We start from the raw sequence: 22863 nt of genomic DNA, 5'->3' as shown, positions 1-22863 counted from the left end.
TCTCTATTTTACTACAAGTTAGCCAAGTATTCTCGTTCTGGCTACGACAGCCCATTCGATTTTTGCCAACGCCTGGCAATACGCTTCACTCATCTCCACTGCATTTGCTGTCTCCTCCGTACGAGTCAGCATACGCCATACATCACTCTTCTTTTTGTACCAATCTAACTCCTTTGGCGGCTCATGATGGATAGGTCTCCAAACTTGACGCAGCGTTGGGGAAAACAGCCGCTTTGTCCCTTGGCGCAGCTGACAGTTCAATAGCTTTGCCTGATAAGACTTGCCAGGAGCTGTATCGTTCACATCGTGAAAAAGATGGGGCCAATAATCTTTTCGCGAACCTGTGTGTGGCTGTTCCAATGCCCAAGCGTACGCCGCCTCCTGCCTGTTCATTGCCCCAAACAGCAGACTGTACAGCCTTTTTCCCAAGCTGATTCTCTCTGGTAAAGAGGCAAAATGAAACACTCGCTCACCCGCGAGCTGCAAGGAGCTTCCCTGCTCATCAGCCACTTTCCGATGTGGAAGCAAGATCACATTCAGTTGCAAAAGCTCCTGAAGGGCAAACGGGATTGTGCGGACAACTGAATTTTGATAAGCCGTGTCCTTCATCACCTGTTCTTCCAAGTAGTTTTGTTCATTGATGATCAAACCAATGGCGAGCAGCTCTTTATCCGTCGTCTTCCAAAAATGATTCCAGATTGCCTGCATGAAAGTTGAGACCCCCAGATGAGGCAGTAAATAAAAAAGGTTGGTCTGTCGCCTGACACTCTCTTCATACAGTAACAATTGAGGGTACGCATCGTGAAAAATCAGCCAGTTTCCCCGCTCCAAAAACGAAAAATAATCCTGCTGCTCTTTTGCTCGAAGCAAGCGAGGCAATAATTCTCCCCGCAAATCGGTCATACTCCATCCTGCATTGCGCGATACGAGATGGGCCAATAACGCCCAATGAATTTGAGGATGTTTTTGATAAAACGACAAATAGGCGCGCGTTCTGTCTATGTTGTCACGGTTGTGGGCAAACGTCTCCTGTTTAATCCGCTCTACGGTCTTTTGTTCTTGTGCTGGCAATGGCGCTGTCGCCGTACGGACTTTCCCCAGATTCATGGCAAGCGGCAGACGTGATGCGTATTGGTACCACGACAAACCCATCGATGCTCTTCCCCCTCTCTCCTCAGGCGCCGTATTTTATCGGGAGGTGAATGAGTTGCGTGAAGTCCGGCAAGAAATTAACCGCATTCAAGCCTTTTTGTTACAGCGCCAACATGAGGATGGCACTTGGCGCTTTTGTCTGGAAAGCTCACCGATGACAGATTCTCACATGATCATCCTATTGCGTACACTGGGGATTCATGATGAGCGTTTGATGGAGAAGCTCACTGCTCACATCACGTCTCTCCAACACGCTAATGGGGCGTGGAAGCTGTATCCTGACGAGCATGAAGGTCATCTGTCTACGACCATTGATTCGTATTACGCTCTGCTGTTATCAGGCAAGTATACGAAGAACGAACCGAGAATGGCTCTGGCTCGCTCGTTTATTTTGGAAAAGGGTGGGCTTACACAAGCGAACATGCTGACCAAATTTGCCACAGCCTTGACAGGCCAGTACCAGTGGCCCTCGCATTTTCTCGTTCCCGTCGAGATTGCTTTATTGCCCCCGAGCTTCCCTGTCAGCTTTTACGATTTTGTCGGGTACGCACGTGTTCATCTTGCCCCCATGATGATTGTGGCTGATCGCAAATATGTAAAAAAGCCTGACAATGCGCCAGACTTGTCCGATCTATACGCAGATACACCCATCTCTCGCGGTCTATATCCACATCGATTCCTAGAGAATTTCCTCAAAGAAGGGCAATCGTTCCTCGCCACCATCCACGATTCCTTGCAGCGGCTCCCCTTTTTACCCGGACAACTACACAAGCTCGCCCTACGGCGCCTGGAACAATACCTCCTGGCGCGAATCGAGCCGGACGGTACTCTGTACAATTATTCGACCTCTACCTTTTTCTTGATATTTGCGCTGCTCGCTCGGGGGTTTTCTCCGAAAGACCCACTTATCCAAAGAGCGATGCAGGGACTTACGAATAGTGTTTTCGATTATGAAAGCGGCGCACACTTGCAGCTCGCTACCTCAGCCGTTTGGGACACGGCGCTCTTGACTTCTTCTCTGCAAAAAAGCGGACTCTCTACCACACATCCCGCGATTCAAAAAGCAAACCGCTATCTTCTCCAGAAACAGCAGCATACGTACGGTGACTGGAAAATCCGCAATCCAAAAGGAAAGCCTGGCGGTTGGGGCTTTTCTGACTACAACACCATGAACCCGGATATTGATGATACGACAGCTGCTCTGCGCTCACTACGCCTGCTCGCCCGGACAGATATGACAGCAGCAACCGCTTGGAAACGCGGTCTCGAATGGCTATTATCCATGCAAAACTCCGATGGAGGCTGGCCTGCTTTTGAACGCAATACAGATGCTGATTTCATTCGCCACCTGCCCATCGAAGGAGCCGATACCGTCAGTACAGATCCGTCCTCTGCCGATTTGACAGGGAGAACCTTGGAATTTCTCGGAAACTATGCCGGACGAACATTGACTGACCCGCATGTAGAAAAAGGAGTCCGCTGGCTTCTCAAACATCAAGAGTCAGACGGCTCCTGGTATGGACGTTGGGGAATTGCGTACCTATACGGCACTTGGGCTGCCATTACCGGACTGATGGCGGTTGGCTTTTCTCCTACTGATCCCGCCATCCAAAAAGCGGTTGCGTGGCTGATTGCCAACCAAAATCCCGACGGCGGCTGGGGGGAATCTTGCCAAAGCGACCAGAAAAAAACATACGTCCCCCTCGGAGCAAGCACTCCCTCGCAGTCAGCATGGGCAATCGACGCACTGATAGCCGTGTCATCCAAACCGACGACAGAGCTGAAACGAGGGATTCACTATTTGCTCACTCACAATCAAGCAAATGACTGGACGACCCGCTACCCGACTGGCGGGGGGCGTCCTGGCGGCACTTACTTTGCTTATCACAGCTATCGTTGGATTTGGCCGTTGCTGGCTCTCAGCCACTATCAGGCCAAATACGCGAATACGTAAAAACCACCGCTACCCTCTTCCCAAACCAAAGTCTAACGGTTGGATAGGAACCTGGGGTGAATAAATCACAGCATGTAGCGGCGTATCAAATATAGAGTAGCAGGAAAGGACATCGGTGTCCCCAATCAGCACAATCGACGACTTAGTTACTCCACCAAAGCTGAAATCACCGACGTCTATTTTTTTATTCGTCACCTTCATATTCATGGAACTTTTTCTCCTTTCCCTAAAACTCGCGCCTATCCATACATCGTATGCAGCTCGCACTGGTTCGGTCGCAAAAACAGGTATGAACACCCAATGGCCTACGACATACAATACAGAGAGGATCTCTCCCAAAAGGATGTGCCGAACATGCCAGCATTCGTTGGAGTCATCAATGTAAACAACGTGGACGGCGTTTTCAATGTCGGAGACGTCCGTAAAATCGCACCTACCAGCTACGCCAAAACCTTCGCGGGTGGAGGATCATTCAATTCTGGTACGAATTTGTCCTTCAAAATTCCACATAGCGTCGTCTACGTCAATGAACAATCCGAAAATGATATCCCGCTTTTTGTAGAAGAAACAAACGATTTCAGGGCAAAGGGACGAGATTTCGCATGAATTTTTTTGTTACGCAGCATATCGTAATCCATTCGCTTAAGATAGATGGCATAAGCAACTCTTCGGTGTGCCAAATAGGAAGCGCAGGGATTATCAAGCCCGTTTCCAAGCTGTACAACACCGGCGGATTCACAGAGCCAGCTCCACAGTTGGGGCCTCTTCCCACAACCGGTTCGGAAGAATTCGTGCCCCTCATTCCGTTGGTTTCTCCCTCGCGGCTTCGCTAACCCGCTTTATGCTAGATGAAGAAGGATGGTCGTCATGTACATGGATCCCGAAATGATGCAGTATTTTCAACAGTTACATGACTATATACAATTGCAAAACCAAAAGATCGAGAAGATGAAGCAAATGCTTGAACAGCTGCAGCAAGATGTAAATGATCTCAAGGAAAAACAGATCCCTTCCGTCATCAAGAACGAGTACAAATTCGATCTGCTAAAGGTTGAGCGACTGGAAGGGACTCTCAATATCGGCTTAAACCCAAAAGGAAATGATGCTGGAATCGGTGATTTTTCCATCAATCAATCGATGGATGTCCCTAATCCGCACCAGAGCAATGCCCCGCTTTTTGACCGTGTCCAGAAAGAAATTTATCAATACCTGGAGACAGATGCCTACCGCGTTCTTGAAAATATCGAAACAGAGTGCAACTATCCACTGGATAACAATTATCGGGCCTTTATTTTGGATGACATAAAAAAACAGATCGATCAGCGGATTAAGTATTACCTGAGCGAGCTCCCTACTGATGAACTAGAACCAGAGCAACTCGATGTTATTGTGCAAAACACAGTCCAAAAGGTCAAACGGGATATCAACAAGACCTGCGAAACATTCGTGAAAAATTTGCCTCGGGAGGTGAACGAACCATGATGAGGTATCAAGTGATAAACGAAGCCATTTGTGTAAAGAAGATCTCCGTCGGTGCGCTCTCTTCTGCCGCTTCTTTGTTTATTGGAGACACACAGACTGTAGACCTCAGAGCGATTTATGAAACCCCACCCGAAAAAATGATTGTCGGGGCCTCGATCCCGATTGATACTGCTCTGCCTGCTTCATAAGGAGGGTTGTCTCCATGTACCGAAGGACCAGTCATGTCCACAAGCTGGATGTTATCTCGGTCGATACCTCATCTGTTCTGCAAATAGGTGATTCCCAGCAGATTGATGCTGTCTCGAACATTTTAGCCGTCCAACGCGAACAGGCCATCTTCTATGAAAATGAATTTATGTTCGAGGATTACTCGGTCTTTTCCGTTCCTTTAACTCCTCCTAGTCTCTCAGAACCGATTTGCATTGATACGTTCCACGACTGTCCGTACATTTTCATTCAAAAAGTGGAAGTCCCTTTCGTTGCAGGAGCGTCCGTCGTCCATCTTGGTTCTAACGAATCCATTACACTCGAAACGCGTATCGTTAATATTCGTCACATTTTCCAAGATGAGCCAAACACTGGAGGGAGGAGATAGCCTGTGCCTTCTGTCATTGGAGCTGTCAATATCAATAGCAATTCAGGTACTGTTAACTTCGGAGACACCCTCAACATATCGCCAAAAACAGCCTCCAAGACCTTCTCCGGTTCAGGAGGCGGCAACACAGGTAACGTCGTGAACACGCTCAATGGTGTCAACGCAACCAATACTTTGGACCCCAATGTCGTCGATCAACCGATGTTTGGGAACATCTAATCCCTGCAGTGTTAATGTTTTTTCATTGACACTGTTTTTATTTTGGCTGAAAAACGAAACAAAAAGGAGGCACGAGGCCCCCTGACTACAATATTTCAATATACCCTTCTGTTCCATGCACGCGAATTCGTTGCCCGTCTTTTATCAGAGTCGTAGCATTTTCCACGCCGACAACTGCTGGTAAGCCATATTCACGCGCGATAACTGCTCCATGGGTCATCAGTCCACCAACTTCGGTGACAAGACCTTTTATGGATACAAACAACGGTGTCCAGCCAGGATCAGTAAAGGAGGTGACTAATATATCTCCATCTTCTAGGTCTGCATCTTCCATGTTTAAGATGACGCGTGCTCGCCCCTCTATGACGCCGGTAGAAACAGGTAGACCTACAAGCGCATTGGCTGGCAGATTTTCCCGCTTGTACTCACCAGCAATAATTTCACCATCAGATGTGATTACACGTGGGGGAGTCAGTTTTTCAAAAAACTTGTATTCGTCTTTTCGTTTGCTGATGATCTCATCATCCAATTTGTTTGTGCGTACGACCTCGTGAAGTTCTTCAAAGGTGAGATAGTATATATCTTCCGTTTCATGAATGACGCCTGTTTGTACGAGCTGTTCGGCTTCTTTCAGTAAAGCCTGCTTATAAACGAAGTAGCGATTCATCATACCGTATTTCGGATATTCCCGGTAGCCGATGAAATTCCGGATGAGGTCGATCATTTGTTTGGTTTCTTTGGCTTTTTGTTCACCATCCGGTAATTGCTTCAATCTCTCTATTAACTCTTGCTCTTTTTCCAAAGCTTCCTGTCGCCCTTGTTCGAATTTCCGCTTGCCAGCATTCGGCTCAAAGTTTTTGATGTTACCTAGAATCATGGGGACAAGCATGATTGGTTTTTCACTCCAACGCGTTTTCGTTATATCGATTTCTCCGGAACATCGCATCCCGTATTTTGTGAGATAAGCATAGATTGCGTCTTGCGTCTCCTGTCCGCCTTCAAACTGAACCAATTCATCTAAAAAGCGATCATCTTTTACATGCTGTAAAAAATCAATGACTTCTGGATAAGGACGAATGATATCTGCAACATCCATGAGCGCCAGACCCATTTCCGAAGTAATATTGTTTGACACAGATTGAGACAGCGTGTCTGCTACGTTTTTTTCCCCTAACCACATGTTCATTTTTTCATTGATCCATTTTGAAGCATTCATAGCAGCCGTAATTACACCTATGTTTTGTGGATCAAATAATATCTTCTTTAATTGCTGGATGTCTTCCCGAATAAAATCAAATAAATCCGGTCCTGATTTTGTTTGGATGTTATGCTTTACCTCTTCGATCGATCTTTGGCTGCGCTTAATCAAATCAGAAACAATTGCCGGATCGTTTTCGAATTGTTCTTGAAAACCTAAAGACGCCATGCCTTTATTGCTTTTACCGGGATTCTGTTCATTTTTATCATTTGGGGACGATTGTATAAAATCGCCTCGCTCTAGGACGGTCATAAGTGCGTCTTTGATAAGCGGATCGGATTGTCCCAGGGTATCTAATATGGTTTGTCTGCTGTCAGGTGAAGCCAACATTTTTGTAACATCAACAAATAACCTTCCACCCGCTTTGCTCATCGGTGCGGGAGTCGTTAACAGGAAAAAAGACAGTCCCAATGGTTTCATAGGGTCGGTCATCATTTGTTGATGACCAACAGATACATAGACGTGATTCTCTTGATCATTCGCTTCAGGGATCGGGTATAAAGTCGTGATCGGCCGGCTCTGGACAATATAAAAGGTATCATCAACCAAACACCATTCGATATCTTGCGGGCAACCAAAATAAGCTTCGATCTGTCTTCCAATGCGGGCTAGTTGTAAAATTTGTTGCTCCGTAAGTGTTTGGGTCTTTTGCTGATCAGGATCGATCTGCTTTGTCTCAGTTCCGCCTTCTTTTCGTCCATAGATAGCCAAGTTTTTGGTTGCTATCCTCTTATCGATGATTTCTGCTTCCTGCACTTTATAACAATCAGCAGATACCAGACCAGAGACCAGCGCCTCTCCAAGTCCAAAACTGGCATCGATGGATAGCACCTTCCGGTTGGATGTAATGGGATCAGCGGTAAATAAAATTCCGGAAGCCTGTGGGAAAACCATCTTTTGTACGATAACGGATAAATAAACATGACTGTGGTCAAATCCATTTTGCATACGGTAGATGACAGCGCGATCCGTAAAGAGGGAAGCCCAGCATTTGCTAATGTGCCGCAAGATTGCTTCTTTGCCAATGATATTTAAATAAGTGTCTTGCTGACCTGCAAAAGAGGCATGTGGTAAATCTTCAGCAGTGGCACTAGAACGCACTGCATAAGCATGCTCCTCTCCAAATTGGGAGAGAGAATGAGTAACGGCTTTCACAACATCGGAAGGAATTTCTGCTTCCATAATGTTTTTTCGAATCTTCCTGCTGATTTCTTTGATTTGTTCTCGGTCTTGTACTTTTAGCATGGTTAGTCGATCCAACAACGCATGGTGCGTTTCGTTTTGTTCGATGGCCTTTTGATATCCGACTGTTGTTACACAAAATCCTTCTGGTACTTGTATTCCTTGAATTTTTGACAATTCCCCTAAATGTAACCCTTTTCCGCCAACAAGCAAAAGCTGCGTTTTTTCCATTTCCTGAAACCCGAGAACCAAAGAACTCATTCAATATCTCCCCTAACCATTCAATTGAGAAAAAAACATTTGACAAGAGTTCACCAGTATGGTACGATTGAAGTGTAAGATGCGATATCTATAACTGTATACATAACATAAACAGTCGTGGTCTGATTATATCATCGTGTCTGTTTATGTGCAATAAAAAGAACCTGGTACAACTGTCCAGGTTCTTTTTTGATTTTCCACTACCACCTGCTTTTACAAGCTCGCCTTAAAAGTTGTTTTTCGTTCGTTCGCAGCCCTGCCACGCATCAAATAGATTTCTAACAACCCGTCCTGATACTGGGCCTTCATCCCTTTTGAACTGACGGAAACCGGTAGAGCCAGCTTTCGATAAAAGGGGCCGTAGCTTCTTTCCCCTTGCGTGCGAATCCCCTGGTGCCCACTTTCCTTGATGATCCCCTTGACCTCCAGCCAACGTTGGTTGGAGAGGGTGATCTCCAGACTATCGCGATCGAAGCCCGGAAGTTCACAGGAAACAATGACCATTTGCTCTGACTGGAAGATATCCGAGGCAGGGGAAAAATGCGAATCGTCTACCTGCACGAAACCCATCGGTTTTTCCTTCGACTTTTTTTTCCCCTTTTTCACGGGTGGTACATGTGGCGCGGCGGCGGCGGCCGTCTTTTGTGCTGCTTGCTTATTAAGCGTCGCGATATTCTCCCAAAAATTTGTATCCAACACCTGTCCCATCTGGGTCAATGCTTTCCACGGATGATCTGGGTCAAAACCGAGCTTGGACAAACTTTCGGATGCTTTTTGCAACTGCTTCATGGTCTCTTGCAAATTTTTCATTACACACGCACTCCCCTTCCCAGCAGAGGCAAGACTGTCTATGTACGATAGAATATGTGCTTTTGCCTGGGGGGTGTGCTCAAGATTATCCAGTTTGCCCAATGTCAGCACTATCTGTCGCCGGTGCAGGCGGGGCCAAAATATCTGGTGGCGGCATATTACTATCCGTCGGCCCAGGATTCGGTTCGCCATTGCCATCTGGTACAGTAGGCGGTGTTACAGGCTCCTGTGTTGGTTCTGGAGCAGGTTTTGATGGTGTCGCTGGTTTTTGTGCTTTTGGCTGTTCTTTTGCACCTGTTGTAGACTTAGGCTTCGTTGCTGGCGTTCTCTTCTCCGCTTTCATTTCGACCTTTGCTACTTCTGCTACAGCTGCATCACTGAGCTGTTCACTCGGTCCAGCTACACCCACTTCTGTTTGCAGGGCAGTTCGAACAGCTTGCATGTTCTCTCTCGGCCACAAGGAATAAGGGGAACTCCAGATCGCCCCATTATCCAAAGTAACCATGTTGCTAGACGAAAAGCTGGCAAAATCGAGTGCCAATCCTTTTATTTGATCTTTCGAGAGATCGGTTTTGATATGCTGACCAACGGTATCCAGCACAGCTGTCAAACTCGATAATCCATCCATAGACATGCTCTTTTCTGCCACGGCCCGAATCACCTGCTGCTGTCTGCGGTTGCGATCGAAGTCGCTCGAGTTGTAAGCGTCCCCACGTCTGTCGATGCGATGACGGACGAAGCCGAGTGCCTGCTCACCGTTCAATACTTGTTTCCCTTTTTTCAAACTGCGGTATACCCCTTGCTTCGGCAATTCGTATACGAGATCGCGATCTACGTCAACTGTAATGCCGCCCAGCTTGTCAATGACCGCTGTGAAGCCTTCAAAGTCAAGCTGCACGTAATGCTCAACTGAGATCCCCAGCATGTGATTTAATGTTTTTTTGAGCATCGTCATGCCATTTTCTGTGACAGGCTTCCCTTTGATTTCCGCATCCTTCCTGATATTTTCACCTAATGCAAATACTTCATTGACCTTGTGATAGCCTGGATATCCTGGGATTTGAACACGGGTATCACGAGGCAACGATACCATGCTCAGCTTTTGCGTAACCGGATTGGCGACTGCAACGACGAGTACATCCGTGTTCAACATGCCAATGTTTTTGCGCGTATCCACCCCGACGATGACAAAGGCGATTGATTTCTTTTGTTCGTACGGCTTTTCTACGACAGGTTGATTCGGCAGCTTGTAAGGGTCAACTGTTACGATGTCCAACGTCCTGTTAAACTGGTTGAGGGCGAAGCCTGCTCCTACGGCCAACAAACAGAGGAATAAGCAACCCGCCAAGAGCAGATACATCCGCTTGCTTCGCTGGCCACGCTTGATCCGTTTACGCGGCTGTTTTGCAGGAGCTTGAGGCTTGTCATTCTTGGCTTGCACGTTCGGTTCACTCCTTTTTACTATCACGGGGTCCATAGTGCTTTGGGCTATTCATTTTTCAATATATTCTGGAAAACTCCCGTCTCATTTTACCACAACATGCCGTTAAATTGTAGAATTCTGCCGATTCAACTCGATCGGTTTTCCCTCTGAGTTCTTGCACTTGCGAATCGAAACAGGTAGTCTAAAACTGAGGAAAATCGGATAGATGAATAAGGGAATCGGAGGGACTTGAGAGTGGAACACATACAGGTGCTGATCGCAGGTGGCGGCATCGCAGGGTTGTCCGCAGCAATATGGTGCCAACGATTAGGTCTTTCTTGTCTTCTTATTGAAAAAACAGATAGACTCGGCGGCCAACTGCATCACATTTACAACGAGATTACCGACTTTCCGCCCCTTGTATATGACCAGGGAGCTGCCCTTGTAAAGGTACTGATCGCACATCCTTTCATCCAGCAGCAAAACATACGATTGAACGAATCCATTCTTTCTATTGATCAGGAAACGAAACAGGTGACCACTTCGAAATCCGTTTACCGTGTGGACTTTTTACTTATCGCCACAGGAGTTCGCTGGAATGAAATACCAGCCCTAGCTGATTGTCCGAGCGTCCTGTCGCCTTGGTTTTCTACAACTGCCCAAGCACACACCATCGCTGGGCAAGATATCGCCGTTATTGGCGGAGGAGATCGTGCATTAGAGAGTGCTGCAAATGTAAGTTTGCATGCCCGACAAGTCTATCTGTTGGTTCGGAGCAGTGGGTGGCGTGCTCGGCCCGAATGGCAAAAGAAAATCACAGGCCTCCCCAACATCCAAGTCCTGTGGGAAACACAAGTAAGCGACTATCAGGAAGAAGAGGCAAGGACTGTTCTGTCACTCACCTCTACGCGCGAAGGCAATCCGCCGGCGATCGTAGTTGATTGGATTCTGCCGCGAATTGGTGTTCATGGAAACACAGCTGGTCTCGAAGGCTTGGATACGTTTGGCGATGAGTATTTGCAAACGGATTCGTATCAACGAGTCAACTCTCCATGGATATATGCAGTCGGAGACGTGAGCAACGGAGCTGCTTATGCGAGTTTGTCTCTGGCAGTTGGTCAAGCGATGAAGGCGGTCAAACATATTTCCTTGCAAATTCAAAACAACAGATCAATGAGCCTGTAGAAGGAGAGCTTTGCATGCACGCTTTTTACGACGATTATGGCTTACCTGTCAAGCTAACCTTTTCCCCAGAAGAGTATCGTAACCACCAAGCAGGTCACGTCCTGATCTTCGCTTTTTATCAAGGTAAGCTGTTATTTACGCGCCATCGTACACGTGGTGTAGAGCTACCAGGGGGAAAAGTAGAAGCAGGGGAAAACAGCCTGTCGGCAGCAGTTCGTGAGGTCTATGAAGAAACCGGCGCCATTCTGGAAGGGATTGAGCGAATCGGACAATACACCATTGACGACTCGATGCGAAAAGACATTTATATCGCGAAGGTAGCGCATTATACAAGCCAGCCAAGCGGCTCAGACGTGCTTGCCACCATTGTGTTTGCGGATATCCCTCGAGATGTAAAAGGCAATCAGGAGTTTAGTCGCATTCTGCAGGATGATGTATATCCGCTCGCACTTGAACGAGCTTTACGCCATCCCTTCGCTGAATCTCAGCCATGATAAACAGGCTCGTCCCTGTCGCTCTCCGACATTGTATTCGGTGAGAATGACCGACAGAGACAGCCTGTTTATTGTTTTTCCTTTTCCTTCTTTCCCGACAACACACGCTTGACGAGCTCGTTTGGATCAAAACCATACCTTTCCATGGCTCTCTCACGTTGTTCCTCATGTACGGTCTCTGGTTCAATTCCCAGTACCTCTGATATTTGCCGCCACGCTTTCGTCTCGCTGTCTTTTGTCCCCTGTCCTTGCTGCTCGACCTGCTTAGGCTTCAAGAAAAAGATCGCAACTACGGCGAAAACGAGCGATAAACCTGCGATTGATAGAAACATGACCGTTCGGGAAATCTCGAGCAACCAGGTAAAAATAGGCGGGCCAATCGCAACACCGATAAAACGGACACCGCTATACAAAGATGTAATCATGCCCCGCTCTGTTTTTTGTACGGCCCCAACGATCATGGAGTTCAAGCACGGTAAAATCATCCCCGTGCCCACGCTGCCGATGACCAAAATGCCTATCAGAACATAAGCCCCCTGGACAAAGCTAGCCAAAATGTAGGACGTAGCCAGCAAAAACATGCCGATAATCACAAACAGACGCATCAGCTTCAGCTTCTTTTTGATGATGATTCCTGTCACATATGCCGCAATACTCATTACGAGCAAGGGAATCGCCAAGAAAAAGCCTTTGATGACACCATCAATCTTGTATTTTTCCTCCAATAAATCAGACAGGTAAAACAGTACACCAAACAACGTGAACAAGCAGATGCTCCCAATAAAAAACGCGGGGACAAGCCATTTGCCATGCTGCTTAAACACTTGCGCAATCGAATGCATGTACTGCTTGACGGGAAGCGGCTTCTTCTCCTGTTTCTTTTCCTTGGTCAGAAATAAAAACATCAGGAGGACGACACCGCAAATAATCGGAAAAGCTAAAAAGACCATGTACCATGAAATGAGAGCAAGCAGGGAGCCAAAAATCGGACTTAATACTTTTCCCATCCCATTAGATGTCTCCAAGAGCCCCAGCGCCCTACTCTCCGAAGCCCCCTCGAACAGATCCCCTACCAAAGCCATCGCGATAGGGGCTGTTCCGGCGGCCCCGATCCCCTGCAAGACACGCCCTCCCATTATGGCCATATAAGGTTGATCCAGCCACAGCGCGGCAAGCCCTGCGACCAAACCACCCAGACCATACAAGGCAAGGGAGATGATAATAACAATTTTTCTCCCAAATCGATCCGACAAATAGCCGGCAAAAGGGATAACAATACCTGCTGCAATCGAAAAAGCGGTGATCAACAAGCTCGACTGTAAGGAAGTGAGCTTCATTTCCGTTTTCATTGTTGGCAGTACAGGGATCAACATCGAGTTGCCCAGCACCATAACTAATGGAACCCCGACAAGCCCTATTAGGTTTTTCGCATTTTGTGCCATACGAAACTCCTTGTCTTACGCATAAGCGCTACCGTCCCAGCGCAACGCGTTAATAATCTCCCAGTCAGGTTCAACGCCTATTCCCACGCCAGTAGGAAGCGTCACTTCGCCATTTATGGGTCGCAGCGGAAACAATTGTGTAAAGGGGTTCTCCATAACGTCCCATTCGACAGGCTCAATTGGATGGCCATTCATCTTGGTCCATGCCAACAAGCAAGCTTGTGCAAATAACGTATACAATCGTGCCAGCGAGCCATCAAAGGAATGCGGAGACACGCGATAACCAAACTGACGAGCCATTTGCAAATGCGTTCGATAATCGTCAATGCCTCCCGTATGCATCAGGTCAGGCTGTGCAATATCGATGGCTCCCCCTTCATACAGGGGCAAAAACTGTGCGCAACGGATCAAGTTTTCTCCGCCAGCAAGCGGGATGGATAATGACGAACGAAGCTTGACATATTCGTTTGTACGATCCATAGGCATCGGCTCCTCCAGCCAAAGCCAATTGCTATATCGGGAAAAAAGCCCCTCCCACTTCCTTGCAGTCGCACAGTCGTAGCTCTGATTGGCATCTACTGCTACTTGAACTTTTTCGGGAAGCAAATTCATCAGTTTTTCGATGTGCGTCTGATCCTCTTGAACAGAGCGCCCGCCAATCTTTACTTTCACCATCTTGAAACCATCGTCGACTTGCTGGCTGACTTGCTTCCATGACTGTTGCATCCAGTCTTCTGTTTCACGATAGGATTGGAGGGAGGCGTATACCGGGATACGCGCATGGATCTGACCTCCCCAAAACTGGCACACAGATAGCCCGGCCGCTTTCGCCAAAATTTCCGTAAGTGCCATACTGACACCTGAAGCCGATCGCTGATGCCATTTCCCTATGACATCCACAATGGCTACTCTGTTATCCACCTGCTTACCCAGCAAGTACGGAATGATGCGCTCACAAAAGCCTTTGTGGAGCGTCGGCAGCCAATCGATAATTTCTCCCCAGCCATCTATTCCAGCCCGTGTGATAATCCGAATGAGATAGCTGGTTCGATAACGCTTATACCCATTCGCATCGCCATAAGCTTGCGATAGACGATGAAGAAGCGGATACGTTTCCACGCGCTCAATTTGCAGGTCTGCGGCTGCTACCTGCTCATGAGTAGTCATCCATGCCCTCTCGCTCTGCTCGCTCTCCCTGATAATCGTCATAGGAGAGGAAGTTTCCTTTCCCTTCCCCTTTTCTCATGTACTCCTCGTACGTCCCGCTTCTCATAAAATGCACACTGTCCGGTCCGTGATAGCCCTCAATATCGGTATAACCGATCTCCTCTACAGCTTCGACAAAGCCATCCGGCTCATTGCTCTCGATATACATTTCTTCGTAATCTGTTTTGTCGGGTTCCTGGTATGAAAAAGGAGTACTGGATGTCCCCCATGACTCGACAATTTGCCAAGCATCCTCACCGTCGAATCCGTTTTGTCCTTCTTTTTCATCCAAAGATGTACGACCGAATGGTGGCTGCAAAAACTCCTCTTCAATCGGACGCGACTCATTAACTATCGGCGCTGGTGCATGCTCCTTACAAGTTTGTGCCTGAGGCAATGCTTCCAGTCGCTCTACAGGTATTTGCTCTCCACAGACTGTACAAAGGCCGTAGGTGCCTTCCTCCATACGCTGTAGCGCCTGATCAATCTCTTTTAATGTCTCACGATCGAGACTGTCTAAAGCCAAATCTTTTTCCCGTTCAAACATCTCGCTGCCGATATCTGCCGGATGATTATCGTACATGGCAAACTCCTGCAAAGAGGTTGTCATCGGTTCTCTCATGCCATAATGGTCCTGTACGCGGTCTTCCAGTTCTTTTTTCTGTTCCAGCAGCTTTTCCCGGAAGCTGGCCACCATCTTTTGGTCCACGCTGTACACCACCTTTGTTTGGTTTCCTCAACAGGTAGTATGTCTTGGTCCCGAAGGAAATATGACCAATAAAAAAACCTGCCATCCCCAAAGGGAACGACAGGTCGATCAACCGATTTTTATTCTGTTACATGTGCGTAGTGTTGTTCTACGATATCAGCGCAACGTACGCAGAGTGACGCGTGCGACTCGCGAGTGCCAACATCAGGTTTTACTACGCGGCAACGCTCGCATTTTCCACCGTCTGCGGCAGAGACCACAGCAGCAATTCCTTCGAGTTGTACTGCTTCTGCTGGAGCAGACCCGCTGTGTACATCCACGTGAGCCACGATGAACAGGTCAGCCAGATCGTCCATAGCTGCCAATGTTTTCGCAACTTCTTCCGTTTGTGGGTACAGAGCCAGCTTCGCATCAACGGAGTTACCAAATACCTTGTTGCGGCGGGCTTCTTCCATGGCTTTGAGAACCTCGTCACGGATCGCCAGGAACGCATCCCATTTGCTCTCTGCTTCTGCTGCAAAGCTGAGATGTTGTTCGTCGCCTTCTGGCATATCCGTCAACTGCACACTCTTCTCTTCCACACCTGGAATAAACGCCCACACCTCATCGGCTGTATGCGGCAACAGCGGAGCAACCAGTTTCACCAGACTGAGCAAGCAATCGCACATCACTGTCTGTGCAGCGCGGCGTTTCAGACTGTCTGGAGCTTCTACATACAGGCGATCCTTGCAAATGTCCAGATAGAAAGCGGACAAATCAATGACGCAGAAGTTGTGAACCGCATGGAAAACGGTATGGAACTGATATTCATCATACGCTTTGCGTGCACGCTTCGCGACTTTTGCCGCTTTCGCCAGAACATAACGGTCCAGCTCACCCAGCTCTTCGTACGCTACGCGGTCTGTTGCTGGATTAAATCCATCCAGGTTACCCAACAGGAAGCGGAACGTATTGCGGATTTTGCGGTACACCTCAGCGATCTGGTTCAGAATCGCATCGGAAATGCGCACATCAGCCTGATAATCAACAGAAGCTACCCACAGACGCAAGATGTCTGCGCCCATCTTGTCAATTACTTGTTGAGGCACGATGACGTTACCGAGGGATTTGGACATTTTGCGTCCTTCTCCATCCAATGCAAAACCGTGGCTCAGGACAGATTTGTAAGGAGCTGTGCCATAAACGGCAACCCCCGTAGAGAGAGAAGAGTTGAACCATCCACGATACTGGTCAGAGCCTTCCAGATACATGTCAGCTGGCCAAGCAATGCCTCTTTCGCGCAAAACAGCCTGGTGGCTGGAACCGGAGTCGAACCAAACGTCCATAATATCCGTTTCTTTGCGGAAATCCTTGCAGTCGCATTTGGTGCAAGAAAGCCCTTCTGGTACCAGTTCATTTGCTTCACGGGAGAACCATACCTTCGATCCTTCTTTGCGGAACAGATCAGCAACATGGTTGATCGTCGTGTCGTTAATGATCGGTTCGTTACACGCTTTGCAATAGAAGATTGGAATCGGCACACCCCATACACGCTGACGGGAAATGCACCAGTCGCCACGATCCGCAATCATGTTTGCCAGACGAGTTTCTCCCCAATGAGGAATCCATTTTACATTTTTAATCGCTTCGAGCATTTGCTCGCGGAATCCGTCGATAGACGCGAACCATTGCTCTGTCGCGCGATAAATAACCGGTTTTTTCGTACGCCAGTCATGTGGGTAGGAGTGAGTTAAGAAGCTGAGCTTCAAAAGCGCTCCGTTTTCTTTCAGCTTTTCTGTAATCACTTTGTTGGCATCTTCATAGAACAGACCTTCGAAACCAGGCGCTTCACTAGTCATTTTTCCTTCGTGATCGACTGGGCAAAGGACACCCAAATTGTATTTTTGACCAACGTTAAAGTCATCTTCCCCATGGCCTGGAGCAGTATGAACGCAGCCAGTACCTGCATCCAGGGTTACATGCTCACCCAGGATGAGTGGAGACTTGCGATCGTAGAACGGATGCTGAGTTTCTACACCTTCCAGCTCTTGGCCTTTAAAGGTCGCAAGAATCTCTACGCCTTCCCAGCCAATTTCTTTGCTTGCAGCTTCAATCAGACCGTTGGCTACCAGGAATTTGCGGCCATCTACCTTCACAACGTTGTACTCGAGCTCAGGGTGCAGGCTGATCGCGAGGTTTGCTGGCAATGTCCATGGAGTCGTTGTCCAAATAACAACGCCTGTTTCTGTGTCCAGCTTGCCTTTTCCATCTGCTACCTGGAAGCTGACGTAAATAGAAGGGGAACGCTTGTCTTTGTATTCGATTTCTGCGTCAGCCAGAGCCGTCTCAGAAGACGGAGACCAGTACACGCAGCGCAGACCTTTGTAAATATAGCCCTTTTTCGCCATTTCGCCGAATACGCGAATTTGGTTGGCTTCATACTCAGGCAAAAGTGTTACATAAGGGTTTTCCCAATCTCCACGAACGCCCAGACGCTTGAATTGGTCGCGTTGCTTGTCGATATAGGACCAAGCATATTCTTCACAGCGTTGGCGGAAATCGTTCACTTCGATGCTGCGACGATCCAGACCTTGTGCATTGATAATCGCTTGCTCAATCGGCAAACCATGTGTATCCCAACCTGGGATGTACGGCGCATAGAAGCCTGCCATGGATTTGTAGCGAACGATGAAGTCCTTGAGGATTTTGTTCAGTGCGTGACCGATATGGATGTCTCCATTCGCATATGGAGGGCCATCATGCAAGACAAAAGACGGGCGGTCTTTTGTACGATCCAACACTTGTTGGTAAATATTTTGCTCTTCCCATACCGCTTGCATCTGTGGCTCGCGGCTTGGCAAATTTCCGCGCATGGGGAAATCTGTTTTTGGTAGCGCTAAGGTTTTGCTGTAATCCATGGCCTGATTCACTCCTTAAATAAATAAAAGCCTTCACTCATCCCCTAAAAGGGACGAGAGAAAGCTCCCGTGGTACCACCCTGATTGAACAAACCCGTACGACAAAAAAGCCTGCATCGGATTCGCTCCACTTCACTCATTCGTAACGGGAATGACGCGCTCACTTACTCACCTGTGCAACCATCAAGGTTTTTCGGTTTTCGGATATTGAACTCCCGGGTGATTTTCTGCGAAAGCAACTGGCCGGGTTTTCACCTTTTCCCGACTCTCTAGGCAGTGCTGGCTCACGTACTCTTCCCGTTCATCGTCTATGATTTGTATAAGCGTTTTCTACTTCTATAAGTGCTTTATTTCAAAAAAGTTGTCTTTCATTATAATACCATCATTGCTCGAACGTCAATGATTTATTCAACTGTTACAGGCGAATCAACTTGTGGTTGTTCAATACTGTCCCAGTCGCCATTCTCCAGCATTTCCAACTGTGCTTCCAAAAGTGTCCGAAAGCGCATACGGTAAACCGAAGCACGTTTTTTTAATTCTTCGATTTCGATTGCGATTTTGCGCGACTTCGCCAATGCTTCATTGACGATTCTGTCTGCATTTTTCTCAGCTTCTTTTAAGATGAGCTGCGCTTCCTTGCGGGCATTCGACTTCACATCCTCAGCTGTCTCCTGCGCCACCAGAATCGACTTACTCAAATTTTCTTCCAAGCTCTTATAGTAATCTACGCGCTCATTCAGAATGGCTACGCGCTCTTCCTGTTCTTTTTTCTCTTTTATCAAGAGCTCAAAATCTTTGATCACCTGATCGAGAAATTCGTTCACTTCGTCAATGTTATACCCACGAAAGCCTGTGCTGAATTCCTTATTGTGTATATCCAACGGCGTTAAAGGCACATGAACCCCCCACTTTTCCCGATAATTCGTCTTCAATCATTTCGACAGGATTAGCAGTGTTTCCTGCCGTATTTTACAATTTTTTGCGCCTTGGTCCATCTTATGTAACCAGTCCGACAATCATGCGCAGTCTTCCACTGCGTGTCGGACCTGCTACCTCAAGAATTTTGAACCGACCATAGCCTGCAAGCGAAACCATATCACTCATCTGGAGTTGATAAGACGGGTCTTCGATTACTTTCCAGTTGATTTTTACTTTTCCCGCTCGAATTGGCACCAGTGCTTTTGCGCGAGACATATTGTGTACTTCTCCAATGATCGCATCAATTCGCGGTGATGGCACGGTGATCGTCTTCTCTACAAAATTGGGTGCAGGCGGTGTGAACGCCTCCCATGCTACCCGCTCAAACTGAACAGATGCCCGATGAATTTGCGTCACCTGCGCACAGACAAAATCAGCGACCTCCTCTGCTACAATCGCATAGCTGCCAGCGGAATCTGTCAGCATATCTCCGAATTTCTCCCGCTTCATCCCGACACCCAGCATCGCCCCCATCACATCTCGATGCTCTAGCACATGAAAGCGCTGATCAGCCTTGATTGCCAACAAGGTAAGGCGATAATCATCAGGCTCGACTGGGAGGTACTCCGGATGGATGATAATACGAACTCGCTCGGCACCCTCATAGCCTCCATATGGAGAAACCTTCACATCTCTTACTTGTGAGGATAGACTCTGAAAAATCATCAACTGTCTAGGGTCTACAAAATCAGTAAGGCGCATGGCCTGCTTCCGCTCTACTTGCGTCAGCATTTCCAGCGCCCGTTCAACAAAGGGACGTTCTTCTTTTGAAAAATGGTCAAATATGCTCATCGTTTCACTCGCCTAGAACATGATTTGTTCCAAAATAGCGTACAGGCCAGATTGGGCAAAACGCAGGGCAATCAATGCGACAATCGGGGAGATGTCGATGAAGCCGAGCGGTGGGATAAACCGGCGAAATGGCGCCAAATAAGGCTCAACCAGTCTTTCCAGTAGCTGACCAATGCCTGTACCTCTCATTTGAGGAACCCATGACATCAAAATGTAAGCAATAATCATGTATTGATATACCGTGAAGGCAAAATTTAAAATCGAAATGACAGCAGTCATTAGCTCACCCTTTTACATTCGTCTTAAAAGGCTACTCTTCCAACACACTGGAGATCGTACCCTGAATATCTACATGGTCAGGTGTGCACACGAAGATCGTGTCTCCGACCTTTTGGATATCGCCGTTTAACGCATATACCGTCCCGCTCAAAAAGTCGATAATTCTCTTGGCTTGGTCTTTTTCCACGCGATGGAGATTGACCACAACAGGTCTACGATGACGCAGGTTATCAGCGATATCCTGTGCGTCACTGTAATGACGGGGTTCACAGAGAATCAAACGGATTCCCTCCTTTTCCCGTGCTTGAAACGGTACTACGTTGTTAGTTCGACTAATCGCTGGCTGGCGTTTGTGCGAGGACTCTTGCTCTTCTCTTTCCTCTTCCACCGTTGTCGTCTCTTCGATGTATTCCTCGTTTTCTAACCCCAGAAACCCCATCAATTTATTCATAACACCCATACTCTTCCTCCTCTCTTACTCCGTGGCTTGGTCTGCTTTCCTTTACTCCGGCTTGACCAATACCGATCCTAAACGAATATATGTAGCTCCCTCTTCAATGGCCACTTCAAAATCACTAGACATACCCATGGACAGCTCTTCCACCTGTGCGTGCGGGAATGCCATTTCGTTAATCCGTTGCTTCCACTCATAGAGTCCACGGAACACCTGTCTGGCTTCCTCTTGATTTTCGACAACAGGCGCCATTGTCATTAATCCAACGATACTTATATGTTTCATATTACTGGTTTCGCGCAAAAAAGCCAATACGTCATTGGGACTAAGGCCAAATTTTGTCTCTTCGCCGGATATATTGATTTGTAAAAAGCATTTTACGACATGATCCAGCGCTTCACCGCGTCGATTCAGCTCTTGTGCCAAAGAAAGTCGGTCAAGAGAATGGATGTACGGGAATCGTCCTACGACTTCTTTTGCCTTATTCGTCTGGAGATGCCCGATAAAATGCCAGATCCCTTTATCGCCGTGTAGCTGGTGCTTGGGCAGGGCATCCTGCACGCGATTTTCCCCGATATTCTCTACGCCTACAGCGAGCAAGTCCCCAATGGCATCTGCATCGACATACTTGGTCACGGCTATAATTTTTACTTCCTCACGTTTGCGGTTCGCCCGATCGCAAGCAGCCTGAATTCTTGCTTCGATGGATTGCAGTCGTTCTTTTAACAATTGTTGTTCCTTGGTCATAACGAACCCTTCCCTTTCTTTTACAGGTTTTCCTTCCAGCCGATATAGGAAGCCATGCGTCCAGTCGTCCCTTGTATCCCAGCTTCCTTGCGATGAGAGAAAAACAAGTCTGTTCTGCAGCTTGTACACCAATCCGTGGATAAAATATTCCCAGAAGAAATTCCTGCTTCGAGCAATATCTCTGTGTTCAGCTGACGAAGGTCCAGCATATACCGCTCTCCTGTAGAGGAGATGACTGCTTTTTCCCAATCGGCTGTACAAGTGCGTACCTGCGTCATGATTCGCTCATCGACTTCATAGCAACAGCCGCCAATGGATGGGCCAATTGCGACGAGAATGTCCTCTGGCTTTGCCTGATAGTGCTTCGTCATTGCCTTCACCATTTCCTCGGCAATACGGCCGACTGTCCCCTTCCAGCCTGCGTGGGCAAGTCCGATTGCACCTGATTGGCGGTCTAGAAAATAGAGGGGAACACAATCTGCATAAAACGAGGTCAGCAAGACTCCTTTTTCAAGGGTAAACAAACCATCTGTTGCAGATATGACGTCCTCCAGACTTTCTTTTCCGGCACCGCCTGCTGTGACCTGGCATACCCGATTCCCGTGCACCTGATCGGCGCAAGTCCACGCCGTAAAAGACATCCCGACTTGTTCTGCCAGCTTGCGTCTATTGGCTACTACGTTTGCAGATTCATCACCCACATGCAGCCCCATATTAAAAGACCCGTACGGTTGTTCACTTTCCCCGCCTGAGCGAATGGTAAACCCCGCCACTAATCCTGGAAATTGTTGCTCCCACTCTGTTAACGATAAGATTGACTTATCCTCTACCCTGACAAATGGTTCTCTCATGTTGTCACCTTCCTCATATGGCTAATCATACCATAGCCGAAAAGAAAAGAAAGGCCATCCGTGCCTTTCTCCCTTTACTCCTTAGTATTCATCTCCACCTGAAGTTTTTACTTCAACTTTAAGTGCTTCTTCCATCCGAACAAGCACCACATCTTTCCCGATCTTCACAATATTGCGCCAAGGAATGACATAATCGTTCCCGGCAGAAAAGAAGCCGAGAAACTTGCCTGGCCCCGGGACGACGATAGCTTCTACGCGCCCGTGACGCAGATCGATCTCCAAATCTGAAATTTGCCCAAGCCGTTTCCCATCAAGAATATTTACCACTTCTTTGGTCTGGAAGTCAGAGATTTTTACCATTCTTCCTCACCTTCTTTTCTCCGTTACTTTCAGTATATGAGTCCAAAGAGGAATATGTCCGCTTCTTTGGCAAAAAGTCAGGCGTTTGAAAACGAACTTTTCCGCTCGTACAAAAAACCCGAACGGTACAAGA

Annotated in this window: 25 protein-coding genes and 1 other annotated feature; of the genes, 9 read left to right on the top strand and 16 right to left on the bottom strand. The window is 47.6% G+C overall.

Going from position 1 to position 22863, the window contains the following annotated elements; all coding sequences use genetic code 11:
• Positions 1–18 precede the first annotated feature (18 nt).
• Complete coding sequence (locus C7R91_RS01575) at positions 19–1152, bottom strand: DUF2515 domain-containing protein (protein WP_047068306.1); 1134 nt, start codon at positions 1150–1152, stop codon at positions 19–21.
• A 55-nt stretch (positions 1153–1207) separates the two neighbouring features.
• On the opposite strand from C7R91_RS01575, the gene shc reads away from it, so the two are divergent.
• Positions 1208–3106 carry a squalene--hopene cyclase gene (gene shc, locus C7R91_RS01570; RefSeq protein ID WP_047068308.1) on the top strand — a complete coding sequence of 633 codons (1899 nt, stop codon included), beginning with the start codon at positions 1208–1210 and terminating at the stop codon, positions 3104–3106.
• Positions 3107–3115: 9 nt separating this feature from the next.
• Here shc and C7R91_RS01565 read toward each other — a convergent pair whose 3' ends face one another.
• Positions 3116–3313, bottom strand: a complete 198-nt coding sequence (locus tag C7R91_RS01565; protein ID WP_047068310.1) for a spore germination protein GerPD — start codon at positions 3311–3313, stop codon at positions 3116–3118.
• Positions 3314–3460: 147 nt separating this feature from the next.
• On the opposite strand from C7R91_RS01565, the gene C7R91_RS01560 reads away from it, so the two are divergent.
• Genes C7R91_RS01560 through C7R91_RS01535 form a run of 6 tightly spaced genes read left to right on the top strand, consistent with a single transcriptional unit; the run spans position 3461 to position 5402 of the window.
• Complete coding sequence (locus C7R91_RS01560) at positions 3461–3712, top strand: spore germination protein (protein WP_047068316.1); 252 nt, start codon at positions 3461–3463, stop codon at positions 3710–3712.
• Entirely contained in the window at positions 3709–3939 is a 231-nt protein-coding gene (locus tag C7R91_RS01555; protein ID WP_083995009.1) for a spore germination protein GerPB, read from the top strand. Before C7R91_RS01560 ends, C7R91_RS01555 begins: the two co-directional genes overlap by 4 nt.
• A gap of 34 nt (positions 3940–3973) precedes the next feature.
• Positions 3974–4588, top strand: coding sequence for a spore germination protein GerPC (locus tag C7R91_RS01550; RefSeq protein ID WP_047068317.1), 615 nt, complete (start codon positions 3974–3976; stop codon positions 4586–4588).
• Entirely contained in the window at positions 4585–4776 is a 192-nt protein-coding gene (locus C7R91_RS01545; RefSeq protein WP_052773366.1) for a spore germination protein GerPD, read from the top strand. Before C7R91_RS01550 ends, C7R91_RS01545 begins: the two co-directional genes overlap by 4 nt.
• A gap of 14 nt (positions 4777–4790) precedes the next feature.
• Complete coding sequence (locus tag C7R91_RS01540) at positions 4791–5183, top strand: spore germination protein GerPE (protein WP_047068318.1); 393 nt, start codon at positions 4791–4793, stop codon at positions 5181–5183.
• Positions 5184–5186: 3 nt separating this feature from the next.
• The gene (locus C7R91_RS01535) at positions 5187–5402 is read left to right on the top strand and encodes a spore germination protein (protein WP_047068320.1); all 216 of its coding nucleotides are present in this window, start codon (positions 5187–5189) and stop codon (positions 5400–5402) included.
• A gap of 85 nt (positions 5403–5487) precedes the next feature.
• Here C7R91_RS01535 and ppsA read toward each other — a convergent pair whose 3' ends face one another.
• The 3 genes from ppsA to C7R91_RS01520 form a co-directional block, all read right to left on the bottom strand.
• On the bottom strand, positions 5488–8103 hold the full coding sequence (gene ppsA, locus C7R91_RS01530) for a phosphoenolpyruvate synthase (RefSeq protein ID WP_047068322.1): 2616 nt from the start codon (positions 8101–8103) through the stop codon (positions 5488–5490).
• Between the two features lie 213 nt (positions 8104–8316).
• Positions 8317–8913, bottom strand: a complete 597-nt coding sequence (locus C7R91_RS01525) for an Hsp20/alpha crystallin family protein (RefSeq protein ID WP_047068324.1) — start codon at positions 8911–8913, stop codon at positions 8317–8319.
• Between the two features lie 85 nt (positions 8914–8998).
• A complete protein-coding gene (locus tag C7R91_RS01520) occupies positions 8999–10354 on the bottom strand; it encodes an LCP family glycopolymer transferase (protein ID WP_047068326.1) in 1356 nt (451 codons plus the stop codon).
• A gap of 237 nt (positions 10355–10591) precedes the next feature.
• Between C7R91_RS01520 and C7R91_RS01515 the strand changes: the two genes are divergently transcribed.
• Both C7R91_RS01515 and C7R91_RS01510 read left to right on the top strand, forming a co-directional pair.
• Positions 10592–11521 carry an NAD(P)/FAD-dependent oxidoreductase gene (locus C7R91_RS01515; protein WP_047068328.1) on the top strand — a complete coding sequence of 310 codons (930 nt, stop codon included), beginning with the start codon at positions 10592–10594 and terminating at the stop codon, positions 11519–11521.
• Between the two features lie 14 nt (positions 11522–11535).
• Complete coding sequence (locus tag C7R91_RS01510; RefSeq protein ID WP_047068331.1) at positions 11536–12015, top strand: NUDIX domain-containing protein; 480 nt, start codon at positions 11536–11538, stop codon at positions 12013–12015.
• Positions 12016–12083: 68 nt separating this feature from the next.
• Here the strand turns inward: C7R91_RS01510 and C7R91_RS01505 are convergent, their stop codons facing one another.
• The 11 genes from C7R91_RS01505 to C7R91_RS01455 all read right to left on the bottom strand — a co-directional run bounded on the left by C7R91_RS01505 (position 12084) and on the right by C7R91_RS01455 (position 22730).
• On the bottom strand, positions 12084–13457 hold the full coding sequence (locus tag C7R91_RS01505; RefSeq protein ID WP_047068333.1) for an MFS transporter: 1374 nt from the start codon (positions 13455–13457) through the stop codon (positions 12084–12086).
• 15 nt (positions 13458–13472) lie between these two features.
• The gene (locus C7R91_RS01500; RefSeq protein WP_047068335.1) at positions 13473–14624 is read right to left on the bottom strand and encodes a mandelate racemase/muconate lactonizing enzyme family protein; all 1152 of its coding nucleotides are present in this window, start codon (positions 14622–14624) and stop codon (positions 13473–13475) included.
• Positions 14611–15384, bottom strand: coding sequence for a TraR/DksA C4-type zinc finger protein (locus C7R91_RS01495; protein WP_047068337.1), 774 nt, complete (start codon positions 15382–15384; stop codon positions 14611–14613). Before C7R91_RS01495 ends, C7R91_RS01500 begins: the two co-directional genes overlap by 14 nt.
• Positions 15385–15491: 107 nt before the next feature.
• Complete coding sequence (gene ileS, locus C7R91_RS01490; protein WP_047068339.1) at positions 15492–18269, bottom strand: isoleucine--tRNA ligase; 2778 nt, start codon at positions 18267–18269, stop codon at positions 15492–15494.
• 46 nt (positions 18270–18315) lie between these two features.
• Positions 18316–18583, bottom strand: a binding site (T-box leader).
• Between the two features lie 90 nt (positions 18584–18673).
• Complete coding sequence (locus tag C7R91_RS01485; RefSeq protein WP_007717747.1) at positions 18674–19165, bottom strand: DivIVA domain-containing protein; 492 nt, start codon at positions 19163–19165, stop codon at positions 18674–18676.
• Between the two features lie 100 nt (positions 19166–19265).
• Positions 19266–20039 carry a YlmH family RNA-binding protein gene (locus tag C7R91_RS01480; protein ID WP_047068343.1) on the bottom strand — a complete coding sequence of 258 codons (774 nt, stop codon included), beginning with the start codon at positions 20037–20039 and terminating at the stop codon, positions 19266–19268.
• 12 nt (positions 20040–20051) lie between these two features.
• Positions 20052–20318 (bottom strand): YggT family protein, encoded by a 267-nt coding sequence (locus tag C7R91_RS01475; RefSeq protein ID WP_047068346.1) that lies wholly within the window; start codon positions 20316–20318, stop codon positions 20052–20054.
• 31 nt (positions 20319–20349) lie between these two features.
• Entirely contained in the window at positions 20350–20778 is a 429-nt protein-coding gene (locus C7R91_RS01470) for a cell division protein SepF (protein ID WP_015892082.1), read from the bottom strand.
• A gap of 42 nt (positions 20779–20820) precedes the next feature.
• Positions 20821–21519, bottom strand: a complete 699-nt coding sequence (locus C7R91_RS01465; RefSeq protein ID WP_047068348.1) for a YggS family pyridoxal phosphate-dependent enzyme — start codon at positions 21517–21519, stop codon at positions 20821–20823.
• 20 nt (positions 21520–21539) lie between these two features.
• On the bottom strand, positions 21540–22370 hold the full coding sequence (gene pgeF / locus C7R91_RS01460) for a peptidoglycan editing factor PgeF (protein WP_047068350.1): 831 nt from the start codon (positions 22368–22370) through the stop codon (positions 21540–21542).
• A gap of 81 nt (positions 22371–22451) precedes the next feature.
• Complete coding sequence (locus C7R91_RS01455) at positions 22452–22730, bottom strand: YlmC/YmxH family sporulation protein (protein ID WP_015892085.1); 279 nt, start codon at positions 22728–22730, stop codon at positions 22452–22454.
• Positions 22731–22863: the final 133 nt, after the last annotated feature.

It is taken from the genome of Brevibacillus formosus (assembly GCF_003013405.1).
Taxonomy (GTDB): Bacteria; Bacillota; Bacilli; order Brevibacillales; family Brevibacillaceae; genus Brevibacillus; species Brevibacillus formosus.
The sequence above is the reverse complement of the archived record's forward strand: the minus strand, read 5'-3'. Positions and strand labels throughout refer to the sequence as shown.

Coding starts and splice junctions, on each gene's coding strand:
- C7R91_RS01565 (WP_047068310.1), bottom strand. CDS start 3,313: ATGAATATGAAGGTGACGAATAAAAAAATAGACGTCGGTGATTTCAGC.
- ileS (WP_047068339.1), bottom strand. CDS start 18,269: ATGGATTACAGCAAAACCTTAGCGCTACCAAAAACAGATTTCCCCATG.
- C7R91_RS01505 (WP_047068333.1), bottom strand. CDS start 13,457: ATGGCACAAAATGCGAAAAACCTAATAGGGCTTGTCGGGGTTCCATTA.
- C7R91_RS01470 (WP_015892082.1), bottom strand. CDS start 20,778: ATGGGTGTTATGAATAAATTGATGGGGTTTCTGGGGTTAGAAAACGAG.
- C7R91_RS01575 (WP_047068306.1), bottom strand. CDS start 1,152: ATGGGTTTGTCGTGGTACCAATACGCATCACGTCTGCCGCTTGCCATG.
- C7R91_RS01510 (WP_047068331.1), top strand. CDS start 11,536: ATGCACGCTTTTTACGACGATTATGGCTTACCTGTCAAGCTAACCTTT.
- C7R91_RS01475 (WP_047068346.1), bottom strand. CDS start 20,318: ATGACTGCTGTCATTTCGATTTTAAATTTTGCCTTCACGGTATATCAA.
- C7R91_RS01465 (WP_047068348.1), bottom strand. CDS start 21,519: ATGACCAAGGAACAACAATTGTTAAAAGAACGACTGCAATCCATCGAA.
- C7R91_RS01480 (WP_047068343.1), bottom strand. CDS start 20,039: ATGAGCATATTTGACCATTTTTCAAAAGAAGAACGTCCCTTTGTTGAA.
- ppsA (WP_047068322.1), bottom strand. CDS start 8,103: ATGAGTTCTTTGGTTCTCGGGTTTCAGGAAATGGAAAAAACGCAGCTT.
- C7R91_RS01550 (WP_047068317.1), top strand. CDS start 3,974: ATGTACATGGATCCCGAAATGATGCAGTATTTTCAACAGTTACATGAC.
- C7R91_RS01455 (WP_015892085.1), bottom strand. CDS start 22,730: ATGGTAAAAATCTCTGACTTCCAGACCAAAGAAGTGGTAAATATTCTT.
- C7R91_RS01560 (WP_047068316.1), top strand. CDS start 3,461: ATGCCAGCATTCGTTGGAGTCATCAATGTAAACAACGTGGACGGCGTT.
- C7R91_RS01525 (WP_047068324.1), bottom strand. CDS start 8,913: ATGAAAAATTTGCAAGAGACCATGAAGCAGTTGCAAAAAGCATCCGAA.
- C7R91_RS01545 (WP_052773366.1), top strand. CDS start 4,585: ATGATGAGGTATCAAGTGATAAACGAAGCCATTTGTGTAAAGAAGATC.
- C7R91_RS01540 (WP_047068318.1), top strand. CDS start 4,791: ATGTACCGAAGGACCAGTCATGTCCACAAGCTGGATGTTATCTCGGTC.
- C7R91_RS01555 (WP_083995009.1), top strand. CDS start 3,709: ATGAATTTTTTTGTTACGCAGCATATCGTAATCCATTCGCTTAAGATA.
- pgeF (WP_047068350.1), bottom strand. CDS start 22,370: ATGAGAGAACCATTTGTCAGGGTAGAGGATAAGTCAATCTTATCGTTA.
- C7R91_RS01500 (WP_047068335.1), bottom strand. CDS start 14,624: ATGACTACTCATGAGCAGGTAGCAGCCGCAGACCTGCAAATTGAGCGC.